The following is a 23,763-nucleotide window of genomic DNA, read 5'->3' as shown; positions in this document are numbered from 1 at the left end:
TGGTCAGTCCGGGAGCAGGCGGCCGCGGCGCGACAGCAGGAACTGCTTGAAGGCCGTCACCGGCGGGGTGTCCGGCCGCTCGGCCAGCCAGGCGACACCGATCTCGCGGGCCGCCCGCGGGGAGGTGACGGTCAGTTCGACCACTTCGGGGCGGGGCACCGCCGGCGGGGGCAGCAGGGCGACGCCGAGTCCGGCCGCGACCAGGCCCCGCAGGGTCTCCGCCTCCTCGCCCTCGAAGGCGACCCGGGGCCGGAAACCGGCCTGGGTGCAGAGGGCGTCGGTGATGCGGCGCAGGCCGTAACCGGGTTCCAGGGTCACGAAGGCCTCGTCGGCGGCCTCGGCGAGGCGGATCCGGCGGCGGCCGGCGAGCCGGTGGTCGGCGGGGACGACCAGGCGCAGTTTCTGCTCGTCGAGGCGACGGGCGACGAGGTCGGGGGCGTCCGGGACCGGGGAGGTCAGGCACAGGTCGAGCTCGCCCGCGCGCAGGCCCTCCAGCATGGCGTCACCGTGGTTCTGGACGAGGCTGAAGCGGATGCGCGGGTGGTCGGCGCGGAAGGTGTGCAGCAGGCCGGGCACGGTCTCGGCGCCCATGGTGTGCAGGAACCCGAAGGCGACCTTGCCGGTGGCCGGGTCGGCGTCGGCCCGCACCTCGTCGGCGGCTCGCCCGATCTCGGCGAGGGCCCGTTCGACGGAGACGAGGAAGGCTCGGCCGGCGGGGGTGAGGGAGAGCGTACGGCCGTGACGGGCGAACAGGTCGACGCCCAGGTCCTGTTCGAGGCGGACGACGGACCGGGAGAGCGTGGACTGCGGGATCTGCATCTCCTGGGCTGCCCGGGTGACATGCTCCGTGCGGGCGACGCCGGCGAAGTGGACGAGACGCGGTGCGAGTAGCGCGACGATGTCTTCTGTGTCACTGGACGGTGACAGCCGGCCCTGCGACCTCTGTTGATGCTGCATGGGAACGATTATGGCGATTCCATGCATTGGACGGATGAGCGGAGCCGTCCGTAACGTCGAAGCATGTCTCCCGCCAGTACCAAGGCGTCCACCACCGTGGACGCCCGCACCCCCGTCACGTCCCCGGCCTCTCCCTCCTCTCCTCCCCCGAGCGCGCCGGGCGGTGCCGACTCCCGCATGTCCCCGGGCGGCCCCGGTTTCCGCCGGATGAGCTTCGCCCTGTTCCTGGCGGGTGTGGCGACCTTCGCGCTGCTGTACTCCACGCAGGCCCTGCTGCCGCTGATCTCCGGCGACCTCGGGGTGAGCGCGGGCGACGCGAGCTGGACGGTGGCGGCGGCCACCGGCGGTCTGGCGGTGTTCGTGCTGCCGATGAGCGCACTGTCGGAGCGGTACGGACGCCGTACGGTCATGACGGCCTCCCTGGCCGTCGCGGTGACCGTCGGGCTGCTGGTCCCCTTCGCCCCGTCGCTCGGCGCCCTGGTGGCGCTGCGGGCGCTCCAGGGCGCGGCCCTGGCCGGGGTGCCCGCGTCGGCGACCGCGTATCTGGCGGAGGAGGTCCGGCCCAGGGCCCTGGTGACCGCGATCGGACTGTTCGTCGCGGGCAACAGCGTCGGCGGGATGAGCGGCCGGGTCATCACCGGCTGGGTGGCGCAGGAGTGGGGCTGGCGGGTCGCCGTCGGCGTGATCGGGGTGCTCGCGGTGGCGTGTGCGGTCGCGTTCCGGCTGCTGCTGCCGGCGCCGAAGCACTTCCGTCCGGGCTCGCTGCGGCCGCGGGTGCTGCTCGGCACGGTCCGCGACCATCTCGCGAACCCGCTGCTGCGGCGCCTGTACGCCATCGGCGCCATGTTCATGACGGTGTTCGGCGGGGTCTACACCGTGATCGGCTACCGGCTGGCCGAGGCGCCCTTCTCCCTCCCCCAGGGCATTGTCGGCTCGATCTTCCTGGTGTACCTGGTCGGCACGGTGGCGGCGTCGGCGTCGGGCCGGCTGGTGGGCCGGCTCGGCCGCCGGGGCGCGCTGTACGCGGCGGGCGGCACCACCGCGGCGGGCCTGCTGCTGTCCCTGGCCGGCTCCCTGCCCCTGATCCTGCTGGGCCTGGTACTGATCACCGGTGGCTTCTTCGCGGGCCACGCGGTCGCGTCCTCGGCGGTCGGACGGACGGCCACCCGGGGCCGCGCCCAGGCGTCGGCGCTGTACCAGTCCGCCTACTACGTCGGCTCCAGCGTGGGCAGCACGGTCGGGGCGCTCGCCTTCCACTCGGGCGGCTGGGCCGGGACGGTGGGGGTCGGTCTGGTGGCGGTGGCCGGCGTCGTGACCATCACGGTGCTGGGCACCCGGGCGGCCCGGGTGGAGCGGGTGGAGCGGCGCGGGCTCGCCCCGGCGTGAGGCGGCCCGACGGGGCCGGCAGCCGGGAAGCGGGCGGAAGCTTTCGTTCCGCCCGCTGAATTCGCTTCCCCGACCTGCACGTTCGTCGACTCGGGGGCCGCTGTCAGTGGGCTGCGGTAGCTTCCGAAGTGCTGGGTGCGAAGGCGCGCCGCAGACAAGCCACAGGGGTGGGTGGACGATGACGAACGGCACGGCGACGACGACCGATCTCGACGCCAGGCTCGAGGCGCACCGCGTCGAGCTGACCGGGTACTGCTACCGCATGCTCGGCTCCTCCTTCGAGGCGGAGGACGCGGTGCAGGACACGATGGTCCGTGCCTGGCGCGGCTTCGACAGGTTCGAGGGCCGTGCCAGTCTGCGCTCCTGGCTGTACCGCATCGCGACCAACGTCTGCCTGGACATGCTGACGGCCGGCAACAAGCGGGCCCGCCCGATGGATCTGACGGAGTCGACCCCGTTGGCCCGCGCGGCCCTCTCGCCCCGGCCGGACCACACCTGGCTGGAGCCGATGCCGGATTCCCGGGTGCTGCCCGAGACCGCCGATCCCGCGGAGGCGGCGGTGGCCAAGGAGTCCGTGCGGCTCGCTTTCATGGCTGCGCTCCAGCATCTGCCGCCCAAGCAGCGGGCGGTGCTGCTGCTGCGCGAGGTGCTGGCCTGGAAGGCGAGCGAGGTGGCCGAGCTGCTCGGCACCTCGGTCGCGTCCGTCAACAGCGCGTTGCAGCGGGCACGGGCGACGCTCGCGGAGCGGCGGCAGCCGGGCGCCGAGGCGTCCGTCTCCGACCCGCTGGACGAGGAGCAGCAGAAGCTCCTGGAGCGCTATGTGGCGGCGTTCGAGGGGTACGACATGTCGGCGCTGACGGCGTTGCTGCACGAGGACGCCATCATGACGATGCCGCCGTTCGACCTGTGGCTGACCGGCCCCGGAGACATCACGGGCTTCATGACGACGCTGGGGGCCTCCTGTGCGGGCTCGCGGCTGCTGCCGGTCCGGGTCAACGGCCTGCCCGGGTTCGCCCACTACAAGCCGGACCCGGAGGGCGGCGGGTTCACGCCGTGGGCGGTCCAGGTGCTGGAGATCTCAGACGGCCGGATCACCGGGTTCCACTGCTTCCTCGACACCCGGCGCTGGTTCCCGCTGTGCGGGCTGCCCCTCCACCTCGAAGCCGAGACCGACGAGGTCGAGCAGGGAGCATAGGGCGGGGTCGGGGTCGCGCAGCCGTATCCGCCCGCCGGTCCGGCGGGCCAGGAGCTGGAGACGCGCCAGCAGGTTCACGGCGGCGAGCCCCGGCGGCCCCAGCCCGCCCACGTCGCAGACGACCACCCCGCCGGCCCCGCCGCCGTCGAGGAGTGCCCGCAGCGCGTCGCCCGGCCCGCTCGCCCCGTCCGGGGTGACGGGGCCGAGCAGGACGAGTACGGGGGGTGTCGTGGCATCCACGACCGGTAGACCGGGCGTGGCCGCGTAACTCATCGCGGGGGCGTGGACGCCTGCTCGGGGACGGGCGGCGGAGCCTGCGCCCGCAGGAGCGACGCGGAGATCACATTGACCCGGGCACGCCCCTCCCCCGAGGGTTGGCTGTATGCACCACAGATCACCTCCGTCCGCGCCCCCCGGTGCTCGCCACCCCGGCGAGGAGCCGTCGTGCAGGGGGTACTGAGCGGGTTCGCGGTGATCGCGGTCGTCATCGGCGTCGGCTATGTGATCGGCCGCCGGGGGTATCTCGGCGGGCAGGCCCGCGACGTGCTGACGAAGCTGGCGTTCCACGTGGCCTCACCGGCCCTGCTGTTCACCGTCCTCGCCGAGGCCGACCTGTCCCTGGTCTTCTCCGGCCGGCTCCTGGTCACGGCGCTGAGCACGGTCGCGGTGGCCGGCGTCTTCGTGGCAGTGGGTGTCGTACGCCGCTGGGGCGTGGGCCGCACCGCCATCGGTGCCCTGTGTTCCAGTTACGTCAACTCCGGCAACCTCGGCATCCCGATCGCGGTGTACGTCCTCGGTGACGCCTCGCTGGTGGCGCCGGTGCTGCTCTTCCAGCTCGTGATGGTCACACCGGTCGCGCTGACGATCCTGGACCTGGCGACCGCCGGGGAGAAGCAGCCCTTGTGGCGACGGCTGCTCACACCACTGCGGAACCCGGTCGCGCTGGGCTCACTGGCGGGGGTGGCGGTGTCGGCGAGCGGCGTCGACATCCCCGGTCCGGTCATGGACCCGGTGACCCTGATCGGCAACATGGCTGTCCCGGCTGTGCTGCTCGCGTTCGGCATCTCGCTGCGCGGCAGCTCCCTGCCCCTGCGGGGCGGTGAGCGCGGGACGGTCCTGCTGGCCGTGGCGCTGAAGTCGGTGGGCCAGCCGGTGGTCGCCTGGGCACTGGCGGTGGGGGTGTTCGGGCTGCGCGGCGCACAACTGCTCGACGTGGTGGTGACCTCGGCCCTGCCGGCCGCGCAGAACCTCTTCACGTACGCGAGCAGTTACCGCGTCGGCGAGACCCTGGCGCGGGAGGCGATCCTGGTGTCGACCCTGCTGTCGGTACCGGTGCTCGTGGTGGTGGCGACGGTGCTGGGGTGACTCAGGTGTCGGGGAACTCGCCGGTGTCGATGACGAGGTCGAACGGAGCGGGGAGCTTGATGGGCTCGCCGAACTTCACGGAATCGAGGGGACGGTAGACATCGCCGTGCGGTTCGCCGAAGAGTGTCACAGTCGGGCCGTCGGGAGCCCATCGGTCGACGAGGAGGTACAGCGGGATGCCCGCTGTGGCGTAGGCGGCGGGCTTGCTGATGCGGTCGTGGCGCGCGTTGGACTTCGACGTCACCTCGACGACGAGTTCGGCGAGGGCGGCGGGGATGTGGCTGTCCGACTCCGAGTGCTCTCGCACCGGGGTCACCAGGAGGTCCGGGATGAGCATGCCCAGACGGGACGGTACGGCGATGGCCAGTGTCTGGTAGACCCCCCAGTCCTCGGGAATCACCGAGTACAGGCGACGCTGGATTCGCTCCGCGATGACGTTGTGGCGAAGTGCGGGAGCAGGTGACACGGTGATGATCCCCTCGATGATCTCCACCTTGCTGCCCTCGGGCCATTCCATCTCCTCCCAAAACCGGACGAGGTCGTCCCAGCTCTGCTCGGGGTCCTGGCTCACGGTGAGTGCGCTCATGGCGGTTTCTCCTATCGGTGCGTCACCGACTACAGCATGCCGAACGGGACCGGTGGTGGTCCACCGGTCCCGTTCACCCAAAAGGGCCGTATCCGACAGCGGCCTCCGGCCGCGGGCTCAGGTCAGGCGATGCGTTCCCGTACCACCGGCGCCGCCGTGAAGGGCGTGCCGGGGGCCGCGATGTCGTAGGAGCCGGACACCGCGTCGAGGGCGTAGGCGAAGCGGTCCGGGGTGTCCGTGTGGAGGGTGAGCAGGGGCTGTCCCTCGGTGACGGTGTCACCGGGCTTGGCGTGCAGTTCGACGCCCGCGCCCGCCTGTACCGGGTCCTCCTTGCGGGCGCGGCCCGCGCCGAGGCGCCAGGCGGCGACGCCGATGTCGTAGGCGTCCAGGCGGGTCAGGACGCCGGAGGCACCCGCCGTCACCACGTGCTGTTCGCGCGCGGTCGGCAGGGGGGCGTCCGGGTCGCCGCCCTGGGCCGCGATCATGCGGCGCCAGACGTCCATCGCGGAGCCGTCGGCCAGGGCCTTCGCCGGGTCGGCGTCCTTCAGTCCGGCGGCGTCGAGCATCTCGCGGGCCAGGGCGAGAGTGAGTTCGACGACGTCGGCGGGGCCGCCGCCCGCCAGGACCTCCACGGACTCGCGGACCTCGAGCGCGTTGCCGGCGGTGAGGCCGAGCGGCGTCGACATGTCGGTGAGCAGGGCGACGGTCTTCACGCCGTGGTCGGTGCCGAGGCCGACCATGGTGGAGGCCAGTTCGCGGGCGTCCTCGATCGTCTTCATGAAGGCGCCGCTGCCCACCTTCACGTCCAGGACGAGCGAGCCGGTGCCCTCGGCGATCTTCTTCGACATGATCGAGGAGGCGATCAACGGAATCGCCTCGACAGTGCCGGTCACGTCACGCAGGGCGTAGAGCTTCTTGTCGGCGGGGGCGAGGCCGTCGCCGGCCGCGCAGATGACGGCACCGACGCCGTCGAGGACGGACAGCATCTCCTCGTTGGAGAGCAGCGCGCGCCAGCCGGGGATCGACTCCAGCTTGTCGAGGGTGCCGCCGGTGTGGCCCAGGCCCCTGCCGGACAGCTGCGGGACGGCCGCGCCGCAGGCCGCGACCAGCGGGGCGAGCGGCAGGGTGATCTTGTCGCCGACGCCGCCCGTGGAGTGCTTGTCGGAGGTGGGGCGCGAGAGCGAGGAGAAGTCCATACGCTCGCCGGAGGCGATCATCGCGGCGGTCCAGCGGGCGATCTCGCTCCGGTTCATGCCGTTGAGGAGGATCGCCATCGCGAGGGCCGACATCTGCTCGTCGGCGACCTCCCCGCGGGTGTACGCGTCGACGACCCAGTCGATCTGCTCGTCGCTGAGTTCACCGCGGTCCCGCTTGGTGCGGATGACGGAGATGACGTCCATGGCCATGGCTGGCATTCCTTCCGGAGTGCGAAGGGCGCGGCCCCTCGGGACGCGGCCCCTCCGGTCGGGAGTGAGCCGTGCGGAGGGGCCGCGGTGGAGCTACGGGGTGCGAGGTCCTACGGGATGCGGGATGCGGGATGCTACGTGTTGCGGGGTGCTACGTGTTGCGGGGTGCTACGGGGTTACTTGGCGAGGTGCTCCGGGCCGAAGGCCTGGGGCAGCATCGCCGACAGCGGCAGGACGCCCGATGGGGTTTCGAGGAGCAGTCCGGGGCCGCCGAACTCGTACAGCAGCTGGCGGCAGCGGCCGCACGGGACGAGGATCGCGCCCGTGCCGTCCACGCAGGTGAAGTGCGTGAGCCGGCCGCCTCCGGTGCGCTGCAGCTCCGAGACCAGTCCGCACTCGGCGCACAGGCCGAGGCCGTAGCTGGCGTTCTCGACGTTGCAGCCGGAGACCGTGCGCCCGTCGTCGACCAGGGCGGCGACACCGACCGGATACCCCGAGTAGGGGGCGTACGCGTGGGACATGGCCTCCCGTGCCACCGCGCGCAGCGCCTCCCAGTCGGTGTCCGCCGCGGCGGCCGGGGCGGGCGTCATCCGCCCTGTCCCTTCCGGTACGGGAGTCCGTCCGCCTTCGGCATGCGCAGCCGCTGCGCGGACAGGGCCAGGACCACCAGGGTGATGACGTACGGGGTGGCGGCGACGACCTGGTTGGGGACCTCGTTGGTGCCGGCGTACCAGGCGAAGACGAGCGCGCCGACGACCAGGGTGATGACCGCGTGCACGTACTTCTTGCGGATCGCCAGCCAGATCGCGCCGACGAGCAGCAGCAGCGCGCCGAGCAGCAGCAGGGCGTGCACGTTGGTGGAGCCGCCGCGCAGGTTGAGGCTGTCGGTGTAGCCGAAGAGTCCGGCGCCGATGGCAAGGCCGCCCGGCATCCAGTTGCCGAAGATCATCGCGGCGAGGCCGATGTAGCCGCGCCCGCTGACCTGGCCCTCCAGATAGAAGGGGTTGGCGACTATGGAGAGGAAGGCGCCGCCGAGGCCGGCCAGACCGCCGGAGATGATCACGGCGAGGTACTTGTACTTGTAGACGTTGACACCGAGGGACTCGGCGGCGACGGGGTTCTCACCGCAGGAGCGCAGGCGCAGGCCGAAGGCGGTGCGCCAGAGGATCCACCAGGTGGCGGGGATGAGCGCGATGGCGATGAGGGTCAGCCAGGAGACGTTGGTGACCAGGCCGCCGAGCAGGCCCGCGATGTCGGAGACGAAGAACCAGCCCTTGGCGTTGAGGTCCCGCAGCACGTCGGACAGCCCCGGCACGGTGAAGTGGCCGAGCGGTTCGATCGCCGGGGACTGCTTGGCGGAGCCGCCCTGGTGGCCTTCGAAGGCGAGCGGGGCGAGGTAGCGGGTGGCGCCGAGGGCGAGGATGTTGATGGCCACACCGGAGACGATGTGGTTGACGCGGAAGGTGACGGTGACGACGGCGTGCAGCAGGCCGCCGAGGCAGCCGCCGATGATGCCGACCAGGACGCCGGTCCACGGGCCCCACTGGAATCCGGCCCAGGCGCCGAACCAGGTGCCGAGGATCAGCATGCCCTCGAGGCCGATGTTGACGACGCCCGCGCGCTCGGCCCACAGGCCGCCGAGTCCGGCGAGGCCGATGGGGACGGCGAGCTGGAGGGCGGTGGACATCTGGCTGACGTTGGTGATGCCGTCCGCGCCGGTGACGATGCGGACGATCGAGACCAGGGCCAGGGCGCCGGCGATGACCAGCAGCAGCACGGGCCACGACATGCGGCGGCCGGTGGGCGCCGCAGGCTGCAGCGAGGGCTGGTTGACGTCGGTCGCTGTGGTCGGAGCGGTCATCGGCCAGCCACCTCCTTCGTGGTGTTGTTGTCGGCACCGAGGACGTGACCGGCGGCGAGTTCCGCGCCGACCCGGCGCTGCTGACGGCGCAGGCCCCACTCGCGGACGGCCTCGTAGGAGACGACGACCGAGAGGACGATCAGGCCCTGCATGATGACCGCGATCTCCTTGTCGTAGCCGTGGAAGTCCAGCTCGGGTGAGGCCTTGTCGAGCCAGGCCCACAGCAGGGCGGCGAAGGCGATGCCGACGGGGCTGTTGCGGCCGAGCAGGGCGATGCCGATGCCGAGGAAGCCGATGCCGGTGGGGAAGTTCAGGTTGTAGGTGTGGGAGTCGCCGAGCAGGATCGGCAGGCCCGCGAGACCGGCGAGACCGCCGGAGATCAGCATGGCGGTGAGCACCATGCGCTTGGGGTCGACCCCGCTGGCCGCGGCGGCGGTCGTGGAGGCGCCGGAGGCGCGCAGGTCGAAGCCGAAGCGGGTGCGGTTGAGGACGATCCAGTAGCCGATGCCGAGCAGCGCCGCGAGGACGACCAGGCCGTAGATCTCGCCGGCCTCGCCCATGTCGATGCCGGGGACCCAGCCGGACTCGTACATCTCGCCGGTGGTGCTGTTGTTGCCGATCTTGACGCCGAAGACTTCCGGCTTCCACAGGTAGACGATGAGGGACGTGGCGATCGCGTTGAGCATGATCGTGGCGACGACCTCGCTGACCCCGCGGGTGACCTTGAGGACTCCGGCGATACCGGCCCAGAAGGCGCCGGTGAACACGGCGGTGAGGAGCAGCAGCGGAAGCTGCAGCACGGCCGGCAGGTTCATGTGGGCGCCGACGACGGCGGCCATGATGGCGCCGAGCTGGTACTGGCCGTCGACCCCGATGTTGAAGAGGTTCATCCGGAAGCCGACGGCCACCGCGAGGGCGGCGATGTAGTACATCGAGGCCTGGTTGATGATCAGGACCTGGACGTCGGAGAACGTCGCCTGCTCGAACATCAGGGCGAACGGCTCGACGGGGTTCTTGCCCGAGGCGAGCAGCACGATCGCACTCAGGGCGAAGGCCACGGCGAGCGCGATGACCGGTCCGGCCACCGCGAGGAGCACGCGCTCCTTGTCGAACTTCTTCATCAGCGGGCCTCGTCTTCCGGAGACTCGGGGGCGGCGGCCGCGGCGCCGGGGGCACGGGCCCCGATGTTCCGGGCGTCGGCCGGGGTCTCGGGGGTCTCTTCGTGTTCGAGGTGGCCGGTGGCGGCACCGGTCATGGCGGTACCGAGCTCCTCCGGGGTGACGGTGGCGGGGTCGGCGTCCGCGACGAGCCTGCCGTCGTAGATCACCCGGAGGGTGTCGGACAGGCCGATCAGCTCGTCCAGGTCGGCGGAGATCAGCAGGACGGCGAGACCCTCGCGGCGCGCCTGACGGATGTGGTCCCAGATCGCGGCCTGCGCGCCGACGTCCACACCGCGGGTGGGGTGGGAGGCGATCAGGAAGCGGGGCCGGTGGCTCATCTCCCGGCCGACGATCAGCTTCTGCTGGTTGCCTCCGGACAGGGAGGCGGCGGTGACGTCGATGCCGGGGGTGCGCACGTCGTACTTCTGGACGATGCGCCGGGTGTCCTCCTGGGCCGCCTTCGGGGCCAGCCAGAAGCCCTTGGCGTTGGGCTTCTCGGTGACGTGGCCGAGGATGCGGTTCTCCCAGAGGGGTGCTTCCAGGAGCAGGCCGTGGCGGTGGCGGTCCTCGGGGATGTACCCGATGCCCTCCTCGCGGCGCTTGCGGGTGGCCCAGCCGGTGATCTCCTCGTCGGCCAGCCGGATGGTGCCGGAGTCGGCGGCCCGCAGGCCGATGAGGGCGTCGACCAGTTCGGTCTGGCCGTTGCCCTCGACGCCGGCGATGCCCAGGATTTCGCCCGCGTGGATGGTGAAGCTGATGTCGTCGAGCAGGGCCTTGCCGCCGGGGGCCGCCAGGCGCAGCGTGTCGACGGTGAGGACCGGACGGTCGGTGACCGTGGACTCGGCGGTCTGGGGGGTGGGCAGTTCGCTGCCGACCATCATCTCGGCGAGCCGGCGCGGGGTGGTCTCGGCGGGAACGGCCGTGCCGACGGTGGTACCCCGGCGGATGACGGTGATGTCGTCGGCGACCGAGAGGACCTCGCCCAGCTTGTGGGAGATGAAGATGACCGACAGGCCCTCCGCCTTGAGCTCGCGCAGGTTGTCGAAGAGCGCGTCGACCTCCTGCGGGACGAGGACGGCGGTGGGTTCGTCGAGGATCAGCGTGGTGGCGCCGCGGTAGAGGACCTTGAGGATCTCCACGCGCTGGCGGGCGGCGACACCGAGTTCCTCGACCAGCAGGTCGGGGCGTACGCCGAGGCCGTAACGGTCGGAGAGTTCCTTGATCTTGCGGCGGGCCTTCGCGCCGATGCCGTACAGCTTCTCGCTGCCGAGCACCACGTTCTCGAGGACCGTGAGGTTGTCGGCGAGCATGAAGTGCTGGTGGACCATGCCGATGCCGCGGGCGATGGCGTCGGCCGGCGAGGAGAAGGAGACCGTCTCGCCGTGGATCGCGATGGTGCCCTCGTCCGGCTTCTGCATGCCGTAGAGGATCTTCATCAGCGTCGACTTGCCGGCGCCGTTCTCGCCGACGAGGGCGTGCACGGTGCCCTTGCGGACCGTGAGGTGGATGTCGTGGTTGGCCACGACACCGGGAAAACGCTTCGTGATCCCGGCGAGTTCGACGGCGGTCACCGATTCGCTGACCGCCGCTCCGGCCGGAGGGCTGCTGGACGCGTTGATGGCGCACTCCTGGGGACGGGGGTCGTCTACGCGCGTAGCGCCCCTACGGCATCGAACGGGGTCGCACACCCGGCTCGACGGGGTGCGGGGAGCCTACTCCCCGCACCCCGCCGAGCGGTCACGACCCCAAGGGTTACACGCTGTACAGGTCCTGCCGGACTCAGCTCGACTGGACCTTGACGTCGCCGCTGATGATCTTCTTCTTGGCCGTCTCGATGACGTCCTGAAGCTTCGCGTTGTCCGCGAACACGGGGTTGGACTGCGCGAGGCCGACCTCACCCGTCGCCAGGTCGCCCCTGAGGACACCGGTGCGGGGAGCCTTGTCCTGGACCGACTGCGCCAGCTTGTACACCGACTTGGCGACGTCCTTCGTCGCGGAGGTGAGGATCGAGTCCTTGTACTTCGCCAGGGCTTCCTGCGCGTACTGGTCGGAGTCCACGCCGATCGCCCAGACCTTGTTGGCGGCCGCGGCCTCGATGGCACCCTGACCGGACAGACCGGCCGCCGTGTAGACGACGTCGGCCTTCTTCTCGATCTGGCCCTCGGCGGCAGCCTTGCCCTTGTCGGGACTGGAGAAGCCACCCTCCTCCGCCGTCTGCGTCAGGAACTGCGAGATGACCTTGACGTCCGGGTTCGTATCCTTGACGCCCTGCTCGAAGCCCGCGCGGAACTTGTGGATCAGCGGGATGTCCACACCGCCGATGAAGCCCACCACGTCGGTCTTGGTGGTCTCGGCGGCGGCGACACCGGCCAGGTAGGAGGCCTCCTCCTCGGAGAAGACCAGGTCCGCCACGTTGTCCAGCTCGACCGTGGAGTCGTCGACGATGCCGAAGGTGGTGTCCGGGTACTTCTCGGCGGCGCCCTTCACGGCGGCGGCGTAGGCGTAGCCGACACCGACGACCGGGTCGTAGCCCTGCTTCGCCAGCGAGGCCAGGCGCTGCTCCTTGTCCGCGTCGGTCTCACCGTCGGTGGGCTCGACGTCGGCGGTCTTGTAGCCGAACTCCTTCTCCGCCTGCTTCAAGCCCGCGTACGCGGCGTCGTTGAAGGACTGGTCGCCCCTGCCGCCGACGTCGTAGGCGATGGCAATGCCCTTGTCCTCCTTGGACTCGGACGAGCCGGAGTTGGAGGTCGAGGTGCCACCGCAGGCGGCGAGCGCGAGGGCCAGGGAGGCGGTCGCTGCGCCTGCGACCGTGATCCGGGAAATCCGGCGCATGTGTGGTGCTCCTTCGTACAAGCGCCGGAAGATCGGGGGACGGCGCAGGCTTCGCCGCAGATTAACGCGCGTAGACCTCCCTGGAAACCCTTTCTGTCCACCTTGTTATGCGGCCGTGCCCTACCCGCCCCCTACCGCGAGTAAACCATCGCCTATCGCAAACAGATCGTGGCACAGGGTGACATTCGGGCGATGTACGGCGTGAGGTGACAAGCACTGTGACATCCGACACGGTGCTCGCCGACCGGCGCACGCCGGGCATCGGAGCGGGTCGCCGGGTCTGCTGTCGGAAGGGTTCAGCGCAGCCGGCGCGCGCGCAGCACCAGGTCGTCGGTGTGGTGCGCGCCGGCGCCGCCGTCGGGTGCCACGCGGGGCCGCTGCTCGTCCGCCTCCACCACCCAGTCCTCGTCGAGCAGAGCGGCGACCATCGAGGGCCAGACGTAGTCGGCCGGGTCGAAGCCGCTCTCGTGCTCCTGCCGGGTGTCCATCCCCGCGTGGTGCACGAGCAGCAGCACGCCGCCGGGCGCGACGGCCGCGAGCAGCGCTCGCTCGGCCGCGGCGTCCGGGGTGCGCAGCAGAGCGGGGTACTGCGCGGAGACCAGGTCGAAGGAGGCCGGCGGGAGGGCCGCCTCCGTCAGCGAGGCGTGAACCCAGCGAACGGCGAGGCCGGCGTCCCGCGCGTGCCCGGCCGCCCGCTCCAGTGCCACGCCCGAGACCTCGAGTGCGGTCACGTCCCAGCCGCGGCGCGCGAGCCAGACGGCGTCCGCGCCCTCGCCGCAGCCGACGTCGAGCACCCGCCCGGGTGTGAGCCCGGCGGCCTCGGCCACCAGCGCGCCGTTGGGCCGGCCACTCCACAGTTGCTGTCGGTCGGTGTACCGGTTGTCCCACTCCGCCCTCACCGTGGGGTCTCCGACGTATCCGTCGGCGGGAAAGGGCGGGTCGAACGCGGGCGGTCCCGCCACGATGTCGTCGTTCATCGGCCCACCGTCGCCCAGCGTGTACCGGACACGCCACTCCTGTTGCCGGTCCGGCAAAACGGCGTCCAAAGGGCACGCAACACGGGCGGGCACCCACTGAGGTGCCCGCCCGGCTTCGTCACTGCGGTGCTGCGGTGCTGCGGTACTGCCGCGCCCCGCTCCCCTGCCGCCCTACTCCGTCTTGACGGTGATGGAGCCGTCGATGATGCCTTCCTCGGCCTTGGCCACGGCGTCCGTCAGGCCCTCGATCTCGGCCATCTTCGGGTTGCTGTCGGAGAGGCCGACGCCCTCCACCTTGAGGTCGAAGACCTGGGTGCCGGTCAGCGGCTTGCCGTCCTTGACGGACTTGGCCAGGGCGTACACCGAACCGCCGACCTCCTTGGTGGCGGAGGTGAGGATGAAGTCCTTGTAGCCGGCGAGGGCTTCCTGCTGGTACTGGTCGGAGTCGACACCGATCGCCCAGACCTTCGCCTTGGCGGCGGCCTCGATCACACCCTGCCCGGAGAGGCCGGCCGCCTGGTAGACGACGTCGGCCTTCTTCTCGATCTGGCCCTCGGCGGCGGCCTTGCCCTTGTCGGGGCTGGAGAAGCCACCCTCCTCCGCCGTCTGCGTCAGGTACTGGGAGACGACCTTGACCTTCGGGTCGGTCGCCTGCACGCCCTGCTCGAAGCCGGCCTCGAACTTGTTGATCAGCGGGATGTCCACACCGCCGACGAAGCCCACCACATCGGTCTTGGTGGCCTTGGCCGCGGCGACGCCGGCGAGGTAGGACGCCTGCTCCTCGGCGAAGACGAGGGAGGCGACGTTCTTGCCCTCGACCACGGAGTCGACGATGCCGAAGGTGGTGTCGGGGTACTTCGCGGCCACGGCCTCCATCGCCGCCGTGTAGGCGAAGCCGACGCCGATGACGGGGTTGTAGCCCTGCCTGGCGAGCGAGGACAGGCGCTGCTCCTTGTCCGCGTTGGTCTCGCCGTCGGTGGGCTCGATGTCGGCGGTCTTGTAGCCGAACTCCTTCTCCGCCTTCTGGAGCCCCGCGTACGCGGCGTCGTTGAAGGACTGGTCGCCCTTGCCGCCGATGTCGTAGGCGATGGCGAGACCGAGGTCGCCCTTCGCGGAGCTCTTTCCGCCGTCCCCGCCCTCGCTGCTGGTACCGCCGCAGGCCGTGGCGGCGAGTGCGAGCGACGCGACCCCCACCGCGACGCGAGTCAGTCTGGATATCCGACGCATCTGACGCTCCCCATTCTCCGAAGCCCCGCAGCGGCGCTCGGTTCGGCGACATTAACGCGCGTAGACACTCCTGGGAACGGGGTACAGCGGGGCCGTTATCCATTCGTGCCGATGGCCGGTTACACCCCGGTAAAGCAGAGGGCCGTACGGGATCGAAGGGACGGAAAGGGGCGACCGGAACGGTGCGCGGCCGAGCGCCACGCGCACCCCGCTTCCCCTCCCCCCGTCCGGGACGCGAGGGGAGCGACGGGACGGGGACAGAGGGGTGGAGGGGCGAAGGGGGCCGGTGGTCGATGGCCGGTGGTCGATGGCCGGTGGTCGATGAAGCGACCGGCCGGCCCGCCCGCTCAGCGCAGGGCGTCCAGGAAGGCGGCGGCGGTGAAGAGTTCGACGCCCACGGTGATGGCGTGCTCGTCGACGTCGAAGTCGCCCTGGTGCAGGTCGCGGATGGTGCGCTCGCCCGGGGGACGCACCCCGAGGCGGGCCATGGCGCCGGGGACGTGCTCGAGGTACCAGGAGAAGTCCTCGCCGCCGAGGCTCTGTTCGGTGTTCTCCACGGACTCCGCGCCGCGCCGGGCGATCATGGCGTCCCGCAGGAGTTCGGTGACGCCGGCCTCGTTGACGACCGGCGGGACTCCGCGCACGTAGGTGATCTCCGACTTGGCGCGGTGCAGGTTGGCCACCTCGTCGATGGCGGCGACCACGGTGTCCGGGGCCAGCCGCCAGGTCTCCAGGTCCAGGCAGCGCACGGTGCCGGAGAGCTCGGCGTGCTGCGGGATGACGTTGGGCGCGTGGCCGGACTCGACCCTGCCCCAGGTGATGGCGAGCCCGCTGCGGCTGTCGACCCGCCGGCCCACCAGAGCGGGCACGTCGGTGACGACCCGGGCGGCGGCGGTGACCAGGTCGGTGGTCAGATGCGGGCGGGCGGTGTGGCCGCCGGGTCCGCCGAGGGCGATCTCGAGACGGTCGCAGGCGGAGGTGATGGGGCCTTCGCGCAGCCCGATCCTTCCGGCGTCGACCCGGGGGTCGCAGTGCACGGCGACGATCCGCCCGACCCCGTCGAGCGCGCCGTCCAGGATGGCGTCGGCGGCCCCGCCGGGCAGCACCTCCTCGGCGGGCTGGAAGATCAGCCGCACCGGCCGGGGCAGCCGGCCCTGACGGTGCAGTTCGGCGAGGACGAGCCCGGTGCCCAGCACGACGGTGGTGTGCACGTCGTGGCCGCAGGCGTGCGCCCGGTCGGGCACGGTGGAGCGGTACGGGCACTCGCTCTTCATGTCGGGGATGGGCAGTCCGTCGAGGTCGGCCCGCAGGGCGAGTATGCCGGTGCCGGGGGCCGCTCCGGTGCCGGTGTCCGGGCCGGCGCCGGCGGGCGTGCCGTCCATCACCCCGATGTCACAGATGACGCCGGTCCCGCTGGAGAGTACGCGCGGGGCGAGGCCGGCCCGCTCCAGCCGCTCCTTGATCGCGGCGGTCGTACGGAACTCCTGGTTGCCCAGCTCGGGGTGCATGTGCAGGTCGCGTCGGAAGGCGACGAGCTCGGCGCGCAAGGCCTCGGGGAGCGTACCCGGAAGCACCGCCCCTCCGACCAGATCGACCTCGGACTCCTCGGACTCCAGTGACATCAGTTGCTTCACCCTTTGAAGGGTAGGACGCCGAAGCCCCCGACCGACCCCTGATCAAGAAAAATCAGCCTGTCAGCGGAAGAAAATCCGGCAGTCCCACGCTTAGCCGTGTTCTGTGATGGGTAAACTCGCCGCCCTCGTACGCGGACGAGCCCACACAGACCGCCGGAAGGCGCGCCGCTCGCAGCGGCCGCTTCCGGCACCGCACTCCACCTCTCCTCGGTGTACCACGCATCGCCCGCGCCACGCGGACCGGTTCGTCTGTCGGACACGGCACACCGCTGTCCACGGGTGCGCGGCCGCCGTCCACGCGCACGGGTGAAAGCGCCTCCGGCGCCCCGGGTTGCGCCGATGGGGTGCGGGGCCATGCGCGCCGACCCGCTGAAGTTCCCCGGCCGCCGTCCTCCGCCTTCTCCGCAGCTGTGCCGGCACATCGCACGGCTGTGTTTCCGCGCCGAGCGGCTCCCGCTCGGTGGTGTGCCGGGCGATGCCGCCGTACGGGCCGGGGAAGTGGGCGAAGGCGCTGTCGCCGGTCGTTCGCCGGCCCGGGGCCGGCTCAGTGTCCGCGTGCGATCCATTCGGCCAGGTACGGCGTCTCGGCGCCGATCGTGGTGCCGTCGCCGTGTCCGGTGTGGACACGGGTTTCCTCGGGCAGCGTGAACAGCCTGTCGCGGATGGACCCGATGATGGTGGGGAAGTCGGAGAACGAACGGCCCGTGGCTCCGGGGCCGCCCGAGAACAGCGTGTCTCCGGTGAACAGCACCTCGGCTTCGGGCAGGTGCAGGCAGACGGACCCGGGAGAGTGGCCCGGAGTGTGGATCACCTCGAGTGCGGTGCCCGCCACGTCGACGCGTTGCGTGTCGCTCGCGTGCCCGAAGGCCTGGCCGGGGTGGGTCATCTCCCACAGCTCCCGGTCGCCGGGATGCAGCAGGATCGGCGCCTGGAGCTCATGGGACAGCTGCGGCGCGACGGTGACGTGGTCGTTGTGACCGTGCGTGCACACGACGGCCACCACGTTCCGGTCCCCCACCGCCTTGATGATCGCCTGCTCGTCGTGCGCCGCGTCGATGATCACGACCTCGTCGTCGTCGCCGACGAGCCAGACGTTGTTGTCGACGTCCCACGTGCCGCCGTCGAGGGCGAAGACACCGGAGGTGACCACGCGCTCGATACGCAGGCCGTTCACATGACCACCACCGAACGCAGCACCTCGCCGGCCCGCATGGTGTGGAAGGCCTTCTCGACCTCTTCGAGTGCGATGCGCTCGGAGACGAACTTCTCCAGCGGCAGCCTGCCCTGCAGGTGCAGGTCGACGAGCATCGGGAAGTCGCGCTCCGGCAGACAGTCGCCGTACCAGGACGACTTCAGCGCACCGCCGCGGGAGAAGAAGTCGAGCAGCGGCATGTCCAGCTTCATGTCCGGCGTGGGCACGCCCACCAGCACGACGGTGCCCGCGAGATCGCGCGCGTAGAACGCCTGCTTCCACGTCTCGGGGCGGCCGACCGCGTCGATGACGACATCGGCGCCGAACCCGCCTGTCAGCTCGGCGATCGCGGTGACGACGTCGGCCTTGCCCGCGTCGACCGTGTGGGTGGCGCCCAGGTCGACCGCCCAGGCCAGCTTCTTCTCGTCCCGGTCCACCGCGATGATCTTCGATGCGCCCGCCAGCCGCGCCCCGACGACGGCCGCGTCGCCCACGCCGCCACAGCCGATGACGGCCACCGAGTCCCCGCGGCCCACCCCGCCGGTGTTGACGGCGGCGCCCAGGCCGGCCATGACACCGCAGCCGAGCAGACCCGCGACGGCGGGGTCCGCGGACGGGTCCACCTTGGTGCACTGTCCGGCGTGCACCAGGGTCTTGTCCGCGAAAGCACCGATGCCGAGCGCCGGGGTGAGTTCCGTCCCGTCGGTCAGGGTCATCTTCTGGCTCGCGTTGAACGTGTCGAAGCAGTACTGGGAACGCCCGCGCCTGCAGGCCCGGCACTGCCCGCACACGGCACGCCAGTTCAGGACGACGAAGTCGCCGGGCCGCACCGACTCGACGCCTTCGCCGACGCTCTCCACGGTGCCGGCTGCCTCGTGTCCGAGGAGGAACGGGAAGTCGTCGTTGATACCGCCTTCGCGGTAGGTCAGATCGGTGTGGCACACGCCGCACGCGGCGACCGCGACGACGACCTCACCCGGTCCCGGGTCGGGAATCACGATGTCGGTGAGCTCGACCGGAGCTCCCTTGGAACGGGCGATCACACCGCGGACCTGCTGTGGCATCTGAGTTGGTTCCCTCATCAGTCGGCCGGAAACGCATGCGCACCGGCGCATGCCCTCTACGACTACGACGTTAGCTCTGCGCCGAGGACGGACGACCTGTGCGACGGACCAGTAAAACCTCGACTTCCGACCAGCCGGCCGGACCGGCTACGGTGCGTGGAATGCTCGACATGAAGGCACCGCCAGAAGCGGATCTCCTCGCACTGCGAGAGGTCATCGAGGGTCCGCTGCACGAGATCGCACGCCGGTTCTCCCGCTTTTTGTCGGACCGGTGGCCGCACACCGCGCTCATCATCTTCACCAGGGAGTGCACGGGCCGGCCACGAAAGGTCACCGGCGCGACCGAAATGACCAGCAAGGTCACGATCGACGAACTCGAGCAGCTGAAGGCCCTTGTCGAGCCCGGTCGGCCGCTCAGCACCGCGGCGGCGATCGGCGGGACCACCCGCACCGTCTGGGCCGTCCGTGACCCGGTGGACACGCTGCTCGTCCTCGTGCCGCGCGCCTCCCGGAAGCGGCTCCCGCAGCCCGTCGTCCTGTCGGCCCTCTTCGGGATCGTCGCGACCTCGATCAGCCAACAGGTCACGCAGGCGAGCCCGGACTACCTCGCCGAGTCGCGCGCGGCCTCCAGTGAGCGGGCCCGCACCATCACCGAGATGGCGACGGCGCACGAGAGTGCTCTGGTGGCCATCCTGAACACGCTGCGCGCCACCGCACTCGACGATCACCGTGCCCGCGTGACCGCGACCGAGTCCGCCTCCGTCGCGCTGGTGGCGTTGCGCTCCGCCCAGAAGTCCGATCTGGCCCTGAGCGAGGAACCGGCCCCGGCCGCGTTCACGAAGCTGCGCAGGGACATCCGGCACCTGCTCAAGCATCACGAAGCGCGCGTCGAATTCGTGCCGCCGGACAGGACGGCACGGCCGTTGCCCGGAGAAGTCGCCTACGCCGCCCGTGCGATGACACGGACCGCGGTGCTGGCCTTCACCGCGCAACCGGGTCCGTCGCGCCTGCGCGTCGCCTGGACCTGTGACGGCACGTCGCTGCGGATCGACGTGCGGGAGCAGGAGTCCGGGAGCGTGGACGTGCGCGCGCTGTCACGCCAGCTCGAGGGCCGCGCACGCACGCTGGGCGCCACGGTCAGCCTCGACTCCGTGGCGGGCTGGGGGAGCCGGGCCGGCATCGCCCTTCCTTTCGACCCGCCGTCCGTTCGGACCGGTGAGACCAGGCTGTCGAGTCTCAACGCGCGGGAACGGGAGGTGCTGCACCTTCTTGCGCAAGGCAAGCGGAACAAGGCCATCGCGGACGCACTCGGGATCACCGAGAGCACTGTCAAGTTCCACGTCACCGGAGTACTGAGGAAACTCGAGGTCGGCTCACGGGGCGAGGCCGCGGCACTGGCCCTGAACGGGTACGAGCAGGGCTCGGTGGCCGGGGGCCGGGAGGGGCGGTGACCGTCGCCGTCCGGCCGGACTCCCGGTGAGTCGCCAGGCGCTCCGCGGGCGGTGACGCCACCGCTCACTTCCAGGAGGCGGTTATCGGCATCCGTTCACGCGGGCGCCACCGGCACCGCCGCCAGCCGGTGCGCGTCCCGTGCCGTCCCTGTCACGTTGGACAGGAAGCCCTGGGCGCGTGGGGAGGCGTTCTCGGTGAGCCAGGCCGGGTCGATGTCGCAGACCGCGATGCGGACCTCCGTGCCGGACAGGGCGAGGGGGAGGGTGTGGACGACGGTCGACGGGAAGCTGAGGACCGTGCGGCCGATGGGGCCCCGGCGGGCTATCAGCTCCAGGGGGAGTTCGGGGCGGACGATCTCCAGCCCCGTCTCGACCGCGAGCCGGTGGAGTTTCTCGGTGCTCTCGCGGCGGTGGGCGAAGTAGCGGGTCGCGCCGTGGGCCCTGGTGAGGGAGCGGACGGCCTCGACGTAGGCGTCGGCGTCCACTACTCCGGTCTCCACCAGGGACGTGCCCACCATGTCGGCGGTCCGGGTGATCCGGGGCGGGCCGAACCGCTCCCGGGTCCAGGCGAAGGAGTTGACGCCGACGGTGACGCCGGCCGGGATGTCGTCGACCGGCATCGAGGAGAAGACCTCCACCCGGCGCCGGCCGCCCGGGGTGAGCCTGCGCCGGGCGATGCCGGAGACCGGGGCGAGGAGCAGGTCGCGGGGGCCGCGGCGGCCGCCCTTGCGGTGCCAGCGGACCAGGCGTTCGCCGCGCGCGAGCTGGCCGACGAACTCCATGGTCGCCGTGCCGTCGTCGACGACGACGAGGTCGTGGGCGCGGGTGATCGTCAGCATGAGCTGCACGTACCGCGAGAAGGGGTCGCCGAGGACGATCCGGGAGGCACGGCGCAGCGGGCCGGCCAGGCCGGCGACGGTCTGGAAGGGTGCGCCGGCTCCGCCGCGTGCCTCCTCCCAGCGGACCTCGTGGCCCTCCTCGCGGGCGAGTTCGGACATGCGGCGCAACTGGCCGCGGGTCATGGGGTCGATGGGGGACAGCACCACGAGGGTGAGCCCCACGCCGGGCGCATGCGCGTGCGCCCACTCCAGCACGTTCAGCAGCTGTACCGGGCTCTCGACGAAGGCGAGAGTGTGGGGGCCGGCGGTCCCGGCGCGAGGGCTCATCGACGTACGACCGTTCCCGTCGTCAGGGGAGGTGGGTGGGAGGGAGGGTCAGACGGTCAGCGGCTCGCCGGCGGCCGCGGCGATCTCCGCCTCGGCGACGACGCCGGGGACCCGGCGCAGCTTCTTCATCGGGCCCAGCTCGGACTCGTAGACCTTCTTGACGCCGTCGCCGAGGGAGGCCTCGATGGTGCGGATGTCGCGGACGAGGCGGGTCAGGCCCTGCGGCTCGACGGACGCGGCCTGGTCGGAGCCCCACATGGCACGGTCCAGCGTGATGTGGCGCTCGATGAAGGTGGCGCCGAGGGCGACGGCGGCGAGCGTGGTCTGCAGGCCGGTCTCGTGGCCGGAGTAGCCGATCGGGACGTTCGGGAACTCCTGCTGGAGGGTGTTGATCATGCGGAGGTTCAGCTCCTCCGCCTTCGCCGGATAGGTGGAGGTGGAGTGGCAGAGCAGGATGTTCTCGCTGCCGAGGACCTCGACCGCGTGGCGGATCTGCTTCGGGGTGGACATGCCGGTGGAGAGGATGACCGTGCGGCCGGTGGCGCGCAGGGAGCGCAGCAGCTCGTCGTCGGTGAGGGAGGCGGAGGCGACCTTGTGGGCGGGGACGTCGAACTTCTCCAGGAAGGCGACGGCCTCGGTGTCCCACGGGGAGGCGAACCAGTCGATGCCCCGCTTCTTGCAGTAGGCGTCGATCTGGCCGTACTCCTCCTCGCCGAACTCCACGCGGTGGCGGTAGTCGATGTACGTCATCCGGCCCCAGGGGGTGTCGCGCTCGATGTCCCACTGGTCGCGCGGGGTGCAGATCTCCGGCGTGCGCTTCTGGAACTTGACGGCGTCGCAGCCGGCTTCGGCGGCGGCGTCGATCAGCTTGAACGCGTTCTCGATGTCGCCGTTGTGGTTGATGCCGATCTCGCCGGTGACGTACACGGGGCGGCCGGGGCCGGCTTCGCGGGTACCGAAGCTGCGGATGCGGGAGCTGGGGTTCACAGTGCTCATGACGGTGTTTCCTTACTTGGGGAGGGAATCGAGGGAGGGGCCGAGGATCCAGCCGGCGATCTCCCGGACGGCGCCGTCGCCACCGGGGACGGTGGTGACCGCGCGTGCGGCGCCGCGTACGACGTCGTGGGCGCTCGCGACCGCCACGGGCCAGCCCACGAGGGCGAAGCACGGGAGGTCATTGACGTCGTTGCCGACGTAGAGCACGCGCTCGGGCGCGATGCCCTGTTCCTCGCACCACTGCTTCAGAGCGAGGTCCTTGCGGTCGATGCCGTGCAGCACGGGGATCTTGAGCTTGCGTGCGCGGGCGGCGACGACCGGGTTCTGTTCCGTGGACAGGACGAGCATCCTCAGTCCGCTCCTGCGCAGGGCGGCGATGCCGAGTCCGTCGCCGCGGTGCACGGAGACGAATTCCTGTCCGGTGGCGTCGATCAGCACCCTGTCGTCGGTCTGGGTGCCGTCGAAGTCGAGGACGACCGCGTCGATGTCGTCGGCGGTCGGGAGGGCGCCGGGCCTCGCCGCGTCGAAGAGCGGGGCGAGGGCGCGGGCCCGGGCGAGGTCGTGCGGGTCGTCGATCTCCAGCACGCGTGCGGGGTCGGTGCGCACGAGTTCGGTGCGGCCGAAGAAGCGGTGCCGGTGCTCGCGGAAGCCGGCCGTGTCCATCGCGTAGGCGGCGCCGGTCTCCAGGAGGTCCTGGGGGCGGTCCTGGCGGCGGGGGCGGAAGGACTTGTCGTGGTTGACACCGAAGCCGCCGCTGCCGCCGTCTCCCTGAAGGGCGTCCGGCTCCTCGCCGGTCGCGTCCCGCCAGACGAAGCCGTGGAACGGGGCGACGGTCACGGCCGTGTCGGCGCCCTGCGCGGCGACCGCGCCGGCCACGCCGTCGATGTCCTCGCGGGTCAGGAAGGGGCTGGTGCACTGGACCAGCAGGACGACGTCCACCCGGGCGCCGTGCAGCGCCTCGTGGGTGTCCAGGGCGTGCAGGACGGCCGCCTCCGAGGTGGCGAGGTCGCCCGCGATGGCGGCAGGGCGCATCACGATCTCGGCGCCGGCCTGCCGGGCGGCGGCCGCGATGGCCTGGTCGTCGGTGGAGACGACGACGTCCGTGACGTGGCGTGCGGCGCGGCACTCGCGGACGGCGCGGGTCACCAGGGGCGCGCCGCCGACCGGCGCGAGGTTCTTCGCGGGCACTCCCTTGGAGCCGCCGCGCGCGGGGATCACGGCGAGCACCCGGCGTACCGGGGTGCCGCTTTGGCCCGCTTGCGGTTCGGTCATGGGATCAGCTCCTTGAGCAGGACGGGAAGGGATGCG

General features: G+C 71.3%; 21 protein-coding genes. 4 read left to right on the top strand and 17 right to left on the bottom strand.

The window, feature by feature from the left end:
• Nucleotides 1-3: 3 nt before the first annotated feature.
• Nucleotides 4-957: a LysR substrate-binding domain-containing protein gene (locus ACFYQA_RS02015; protein ID WP_388910171.1), complete on the bottom strand. Its 954-nt coding sequence runs from the start codon at nt 955-957 to the stop codon at nt 4-6.
• Nucleotides 958-1,020: 63 nt separating this feature from the next.
• Between ACFYQA_RS02015 and ACFYQA_RS02010 the strand changes: the two genes are divergently transcribed.
• A complete protein-coding gene (locus ACFYQA_RS02010; protein WP_388910168.1) occupies nt 1,021-2,343 on the top strand; it encodes an MFS transporter in 1,323 nt (440 codons plus the stop codon).
• A gap of 178 nt (nt 2,344-2,521) precedes the next feature.
• Complete coding sequence (locus ACFYQA_RS02005) at nt 2,522-3,538, top strand: sigma-70 family RNA polymerase sigma factor (protein WP_388910165.1); 1,017 nt, start codon at nt 2,522-2,524, stop codon at nt 3,536-3,538.
• On the opposite strand, the gene ACFYQA_RS02000 is transcribed toward ACFYQA_RS02005, so the two are convergent.
• Entirely contained in the window at nt 3,422-3,811 is a 390-nt protein-coding gene (locus ACFYQA_RS02000) for an STAS domain-containing protein (protein ID WP_388910162.1), read from the bottom strand. The two genes, ACFYQA_RS02005 and ACFYQA_RS02000, sit on opposite strands and share 117 nt — an antisense overlap.
• 171 nt (nt 3,812-3,982) lie before the next feature.
• On the opposite strand from ACFYQA_RS02000, the gene ACFYQA_RS01995 reads away from it, so the two are divergent.
• Complete coding sequence (locus ACFYQA_RS01995) at nt 3,983-4,903, top strand: AEC family transporter (RefSeq protein WP_388910159.1); 921 nt, start codon at nt 3,983-3,985, stop codon at nt 4,901-4,903.
• A gap of 1 nt (nt 4,904) precedes the next feature.
• Here ACFYQA_RS01995 and ACFYQA_RS01990 read toward each other — a convergent pair whose 3' ends face one another.
• From ACFYQA_RS01990 to ACFYQA_RS01935, 12 genes are all read right to left on the bottom strand, one after another.
• Nucleotides 4,905-5,489, bottom strand: coding sequence for a Uma2 family endonuclease (locus tag ACFYQA_RS01990; protein WP_388910156.1), 585 nt, complete (start codon nt 5,487-5,489; stop codon nt 4,905-4,907).
• A gap of 122 nt (nt 5,490-5,611) precedes the next feature.
• Nucleotides 5,612-6,889 (bottom strand): thymidine phosphorylase, encoded by a 1,278-nt coding sequence (locus ACFYQA_RS01985; RefSeq protein WP_388910314.1) that lies wholly within the window; start codon nt 6,887-6,889, stop codon nt 5,612-5,614.
• Nucleotides 6,890-7,071: 182 nt separating this feature from the next.
• Entirely contained in the window at nt 7,072-7,485 is a 414-nt protein-coding gene (locus tag ACFYQA_RS01980; RefSeq protein WP_388910153.1) for a cytidine deaminase, read from the bottom strand.
• The gene (locus tag ACFYQA_RS01975) at nt 7,482-8,756 is read right to left on the bottom strand and encodes an ABC transporter permease (protein ID WP_388910150.1); all 1,275 of its coding nucleotides are present in this window, start codon (nt 8,754-8,756) and stop codon (nt 7,482-7,484) included. Before ACFYQA_RS01975 ends, ACFYQA_RS01980 begins: the two co-directional genes overlap by 4 nt.
• The gene (locus ACFYQA_RS01970) at nt 8,753-9,877 is read right to left on the bottom strand and encodes an ABC transporter permease (RefSeq protein ID WP_388910147.1); all 1,125 of its coding nucleotides are present in this window, start codon (nt 9,875-9,877) and stop codon (nt 8,753-8,755) included. Before ACFYQA_RS01970 ends, ACFYQA_RS01975 begins: the two co-directional genes overlap by 4 nt.
• Complete coding sequence (locus ACFYQA_RS01965; RefSeq protein ID WP_388910144.1) at nt 9,877-11,487, bottom strand: ABC transporter ATP-binding protein; 1,611 nt, start codon at nt 11,485-11,487, stop codon at nt 9,877-9,879. Before ACFYQA_RS01965 ends, ACFYQA_RS01970 begins: the two co-directional genes overlap by 1 nt.
• A gap of 208 nt (nt 11,488-11,695) precedes the next feature.
• A complete protein-coding gene (locus ACFYQA_RS01960; RefSeq protein ID WP_388910141.1) occupies nt 11,696-12,748 on the bottom strand; it encodes a BMP family protein in 1,053 nt (350 codons plus the stop codon).
• Nucleotides 12,749-13,044: 296 nt separating this feature from the next.
• Nucleotides 13,045-13,725 (bottom strand): class I SAM-dependent methyltransferase, encoded by a 681-nt coding sequence (locus tag ACFYQA_RS01955; protein WP_388910138.1) that lies wholly within the window; start codon nt 13,723-13,725, stop codon nt 13,045-13,047.
• 171 nt (nt 13,726-13,896) lie between these two features.
• Nucleotides 13,897-14,952 (bottom strand): BMP family protein, encoded by a 1,056-nt coding sequence (locus tag ACFYQA_RS01950; RefSeq protein WP_388910135.1) that lies wholly within the window; start codon nt 14,950-14,952, stop codon nt 13,897-13,899.
• A 347-nt stretch (nt 14,953-15,299) separates the two neighbouring features.
• Complete coding sequence (locus tag ACFYQA_RS01945; protein WP_388910311.1) at nt 15,300-16,574, bottom strand: amidohydrolase; 1,275 nt, start codon at nt 16,572-16,574, stop codon at nt 15,300-15,302.
• Nucleotides 16,575-17,130: 556 nt separating this feature from the next.
• Nucleotides 17,131-17,760, bottom strand: a complete 630-nt coding sequence (locus ACFYQA_RS01940) for an MBL fold metallo-hydrolase (RefSeq protein WP_388910132.1) — start codon at nt 17,758-17,760, stop codon at nt 17,131-17,133.
• Nucleotides 17,757-18,842 carry an S-(hydroxymethyl)mycothiol dehydrogenase gene (locus tag ACFYQA_RS01935; protein ID WP_388910129.1) on the bottom strand — a complete coding sequence of 362 codons (1,086 nt, stop codon included), beginning with the start codon at nt 18,840-18,842 and terminating at the stop codon, nt 17,757-17,759. Before ACFYQA_RS01935 ends, ACFYQA_RS01940 begins: the two co-directional genes overlap by 4 nt.
• 161 nt (nt 18,843-19,003) lie before the next feature.
• Between ACFYQA_RS01935 and ACFYQA_RS01930 the strand changes: the two genes are divergently transcribed.
• Nucleotides 19,004-20,293 carry a LuxR C-terminal-related transcriptional regulator gene (locus ACFYQA_RS01930; RefSeq protein ID WP_388910127.1) on the top strand — a complete coding sequence of 430 codons (1,290 nt, stop codon included), beginning with the start codon at nt 19,004-19,006 and terminating at the stop codon, nt 20,291-20,293.
• A 95-nt stretch (nt 20,294-20,388) separates the two neighbouring features.
• Here ACFYQA_RS01930 and ACFYQA_RS01925 read toward each other — a convergent pair whose 3' ends face one another.
• The 3 genes from ACFYQA_RS01925 to ACFYQA_RS01915 are packed head-to-tail and all read right to left on the bottom strand — an operon-like array spanning nt 20,389 to nt 23,727.
• Nucleotides 20,389-21,459, bottom strand: coding sequence for a hypothetical protein (locus tag ACFYQA_RS01925; protein ID WP_388910125.1), 1,071 nt, complete (start codon nt 21,457-21,459; stop codon nt 20,389-20,391).
• A 48-nt stretch (nt 21,460-21,507) separates the two neighbouring features.
• Complete coding sequence (locus ACFYQA_RS01920) at nt 21,508-22,455, bottom strand: N-acetylneuraminate synthase family protein (protein WP_388910122.1); 948 nt, start codon at nt 22,453-22,455, stop codon at nt 21,508-21,510.
• A 12-nt stretch (nt 22,456-22,467) separates the two neighbouring features.
• The gene (locus tag ACFYQA_RS01915; RefSeq protein ID WP_388910120.1) at nt 22,468-23,727 is read right to left on the bottom strand and encodes a cytidylyltransferase domain-containing protein; all 1,260 of its coding nucleotides are present in this window, start codon (nt 23,725-23,727) and stop codon (nt 22,468-22,470) included.
• Nucleotides 23,728-23,763: the final 36 nt, after the last annotated feature.

It is taken from the genome of Streptomyces sp. NPDC005774, from assembly GCF_042871645.1.
Taxonomy (GTDB): domain Bacteria; phylum Actinomycetota; class Actinomycetes; order Streptomycetales; family Streptomycetaceae; genus Streptomyces; species Streptomyces pratens.
This window is presented reverse-complemented; position numbering and strand designations above follow the sequence as displayed.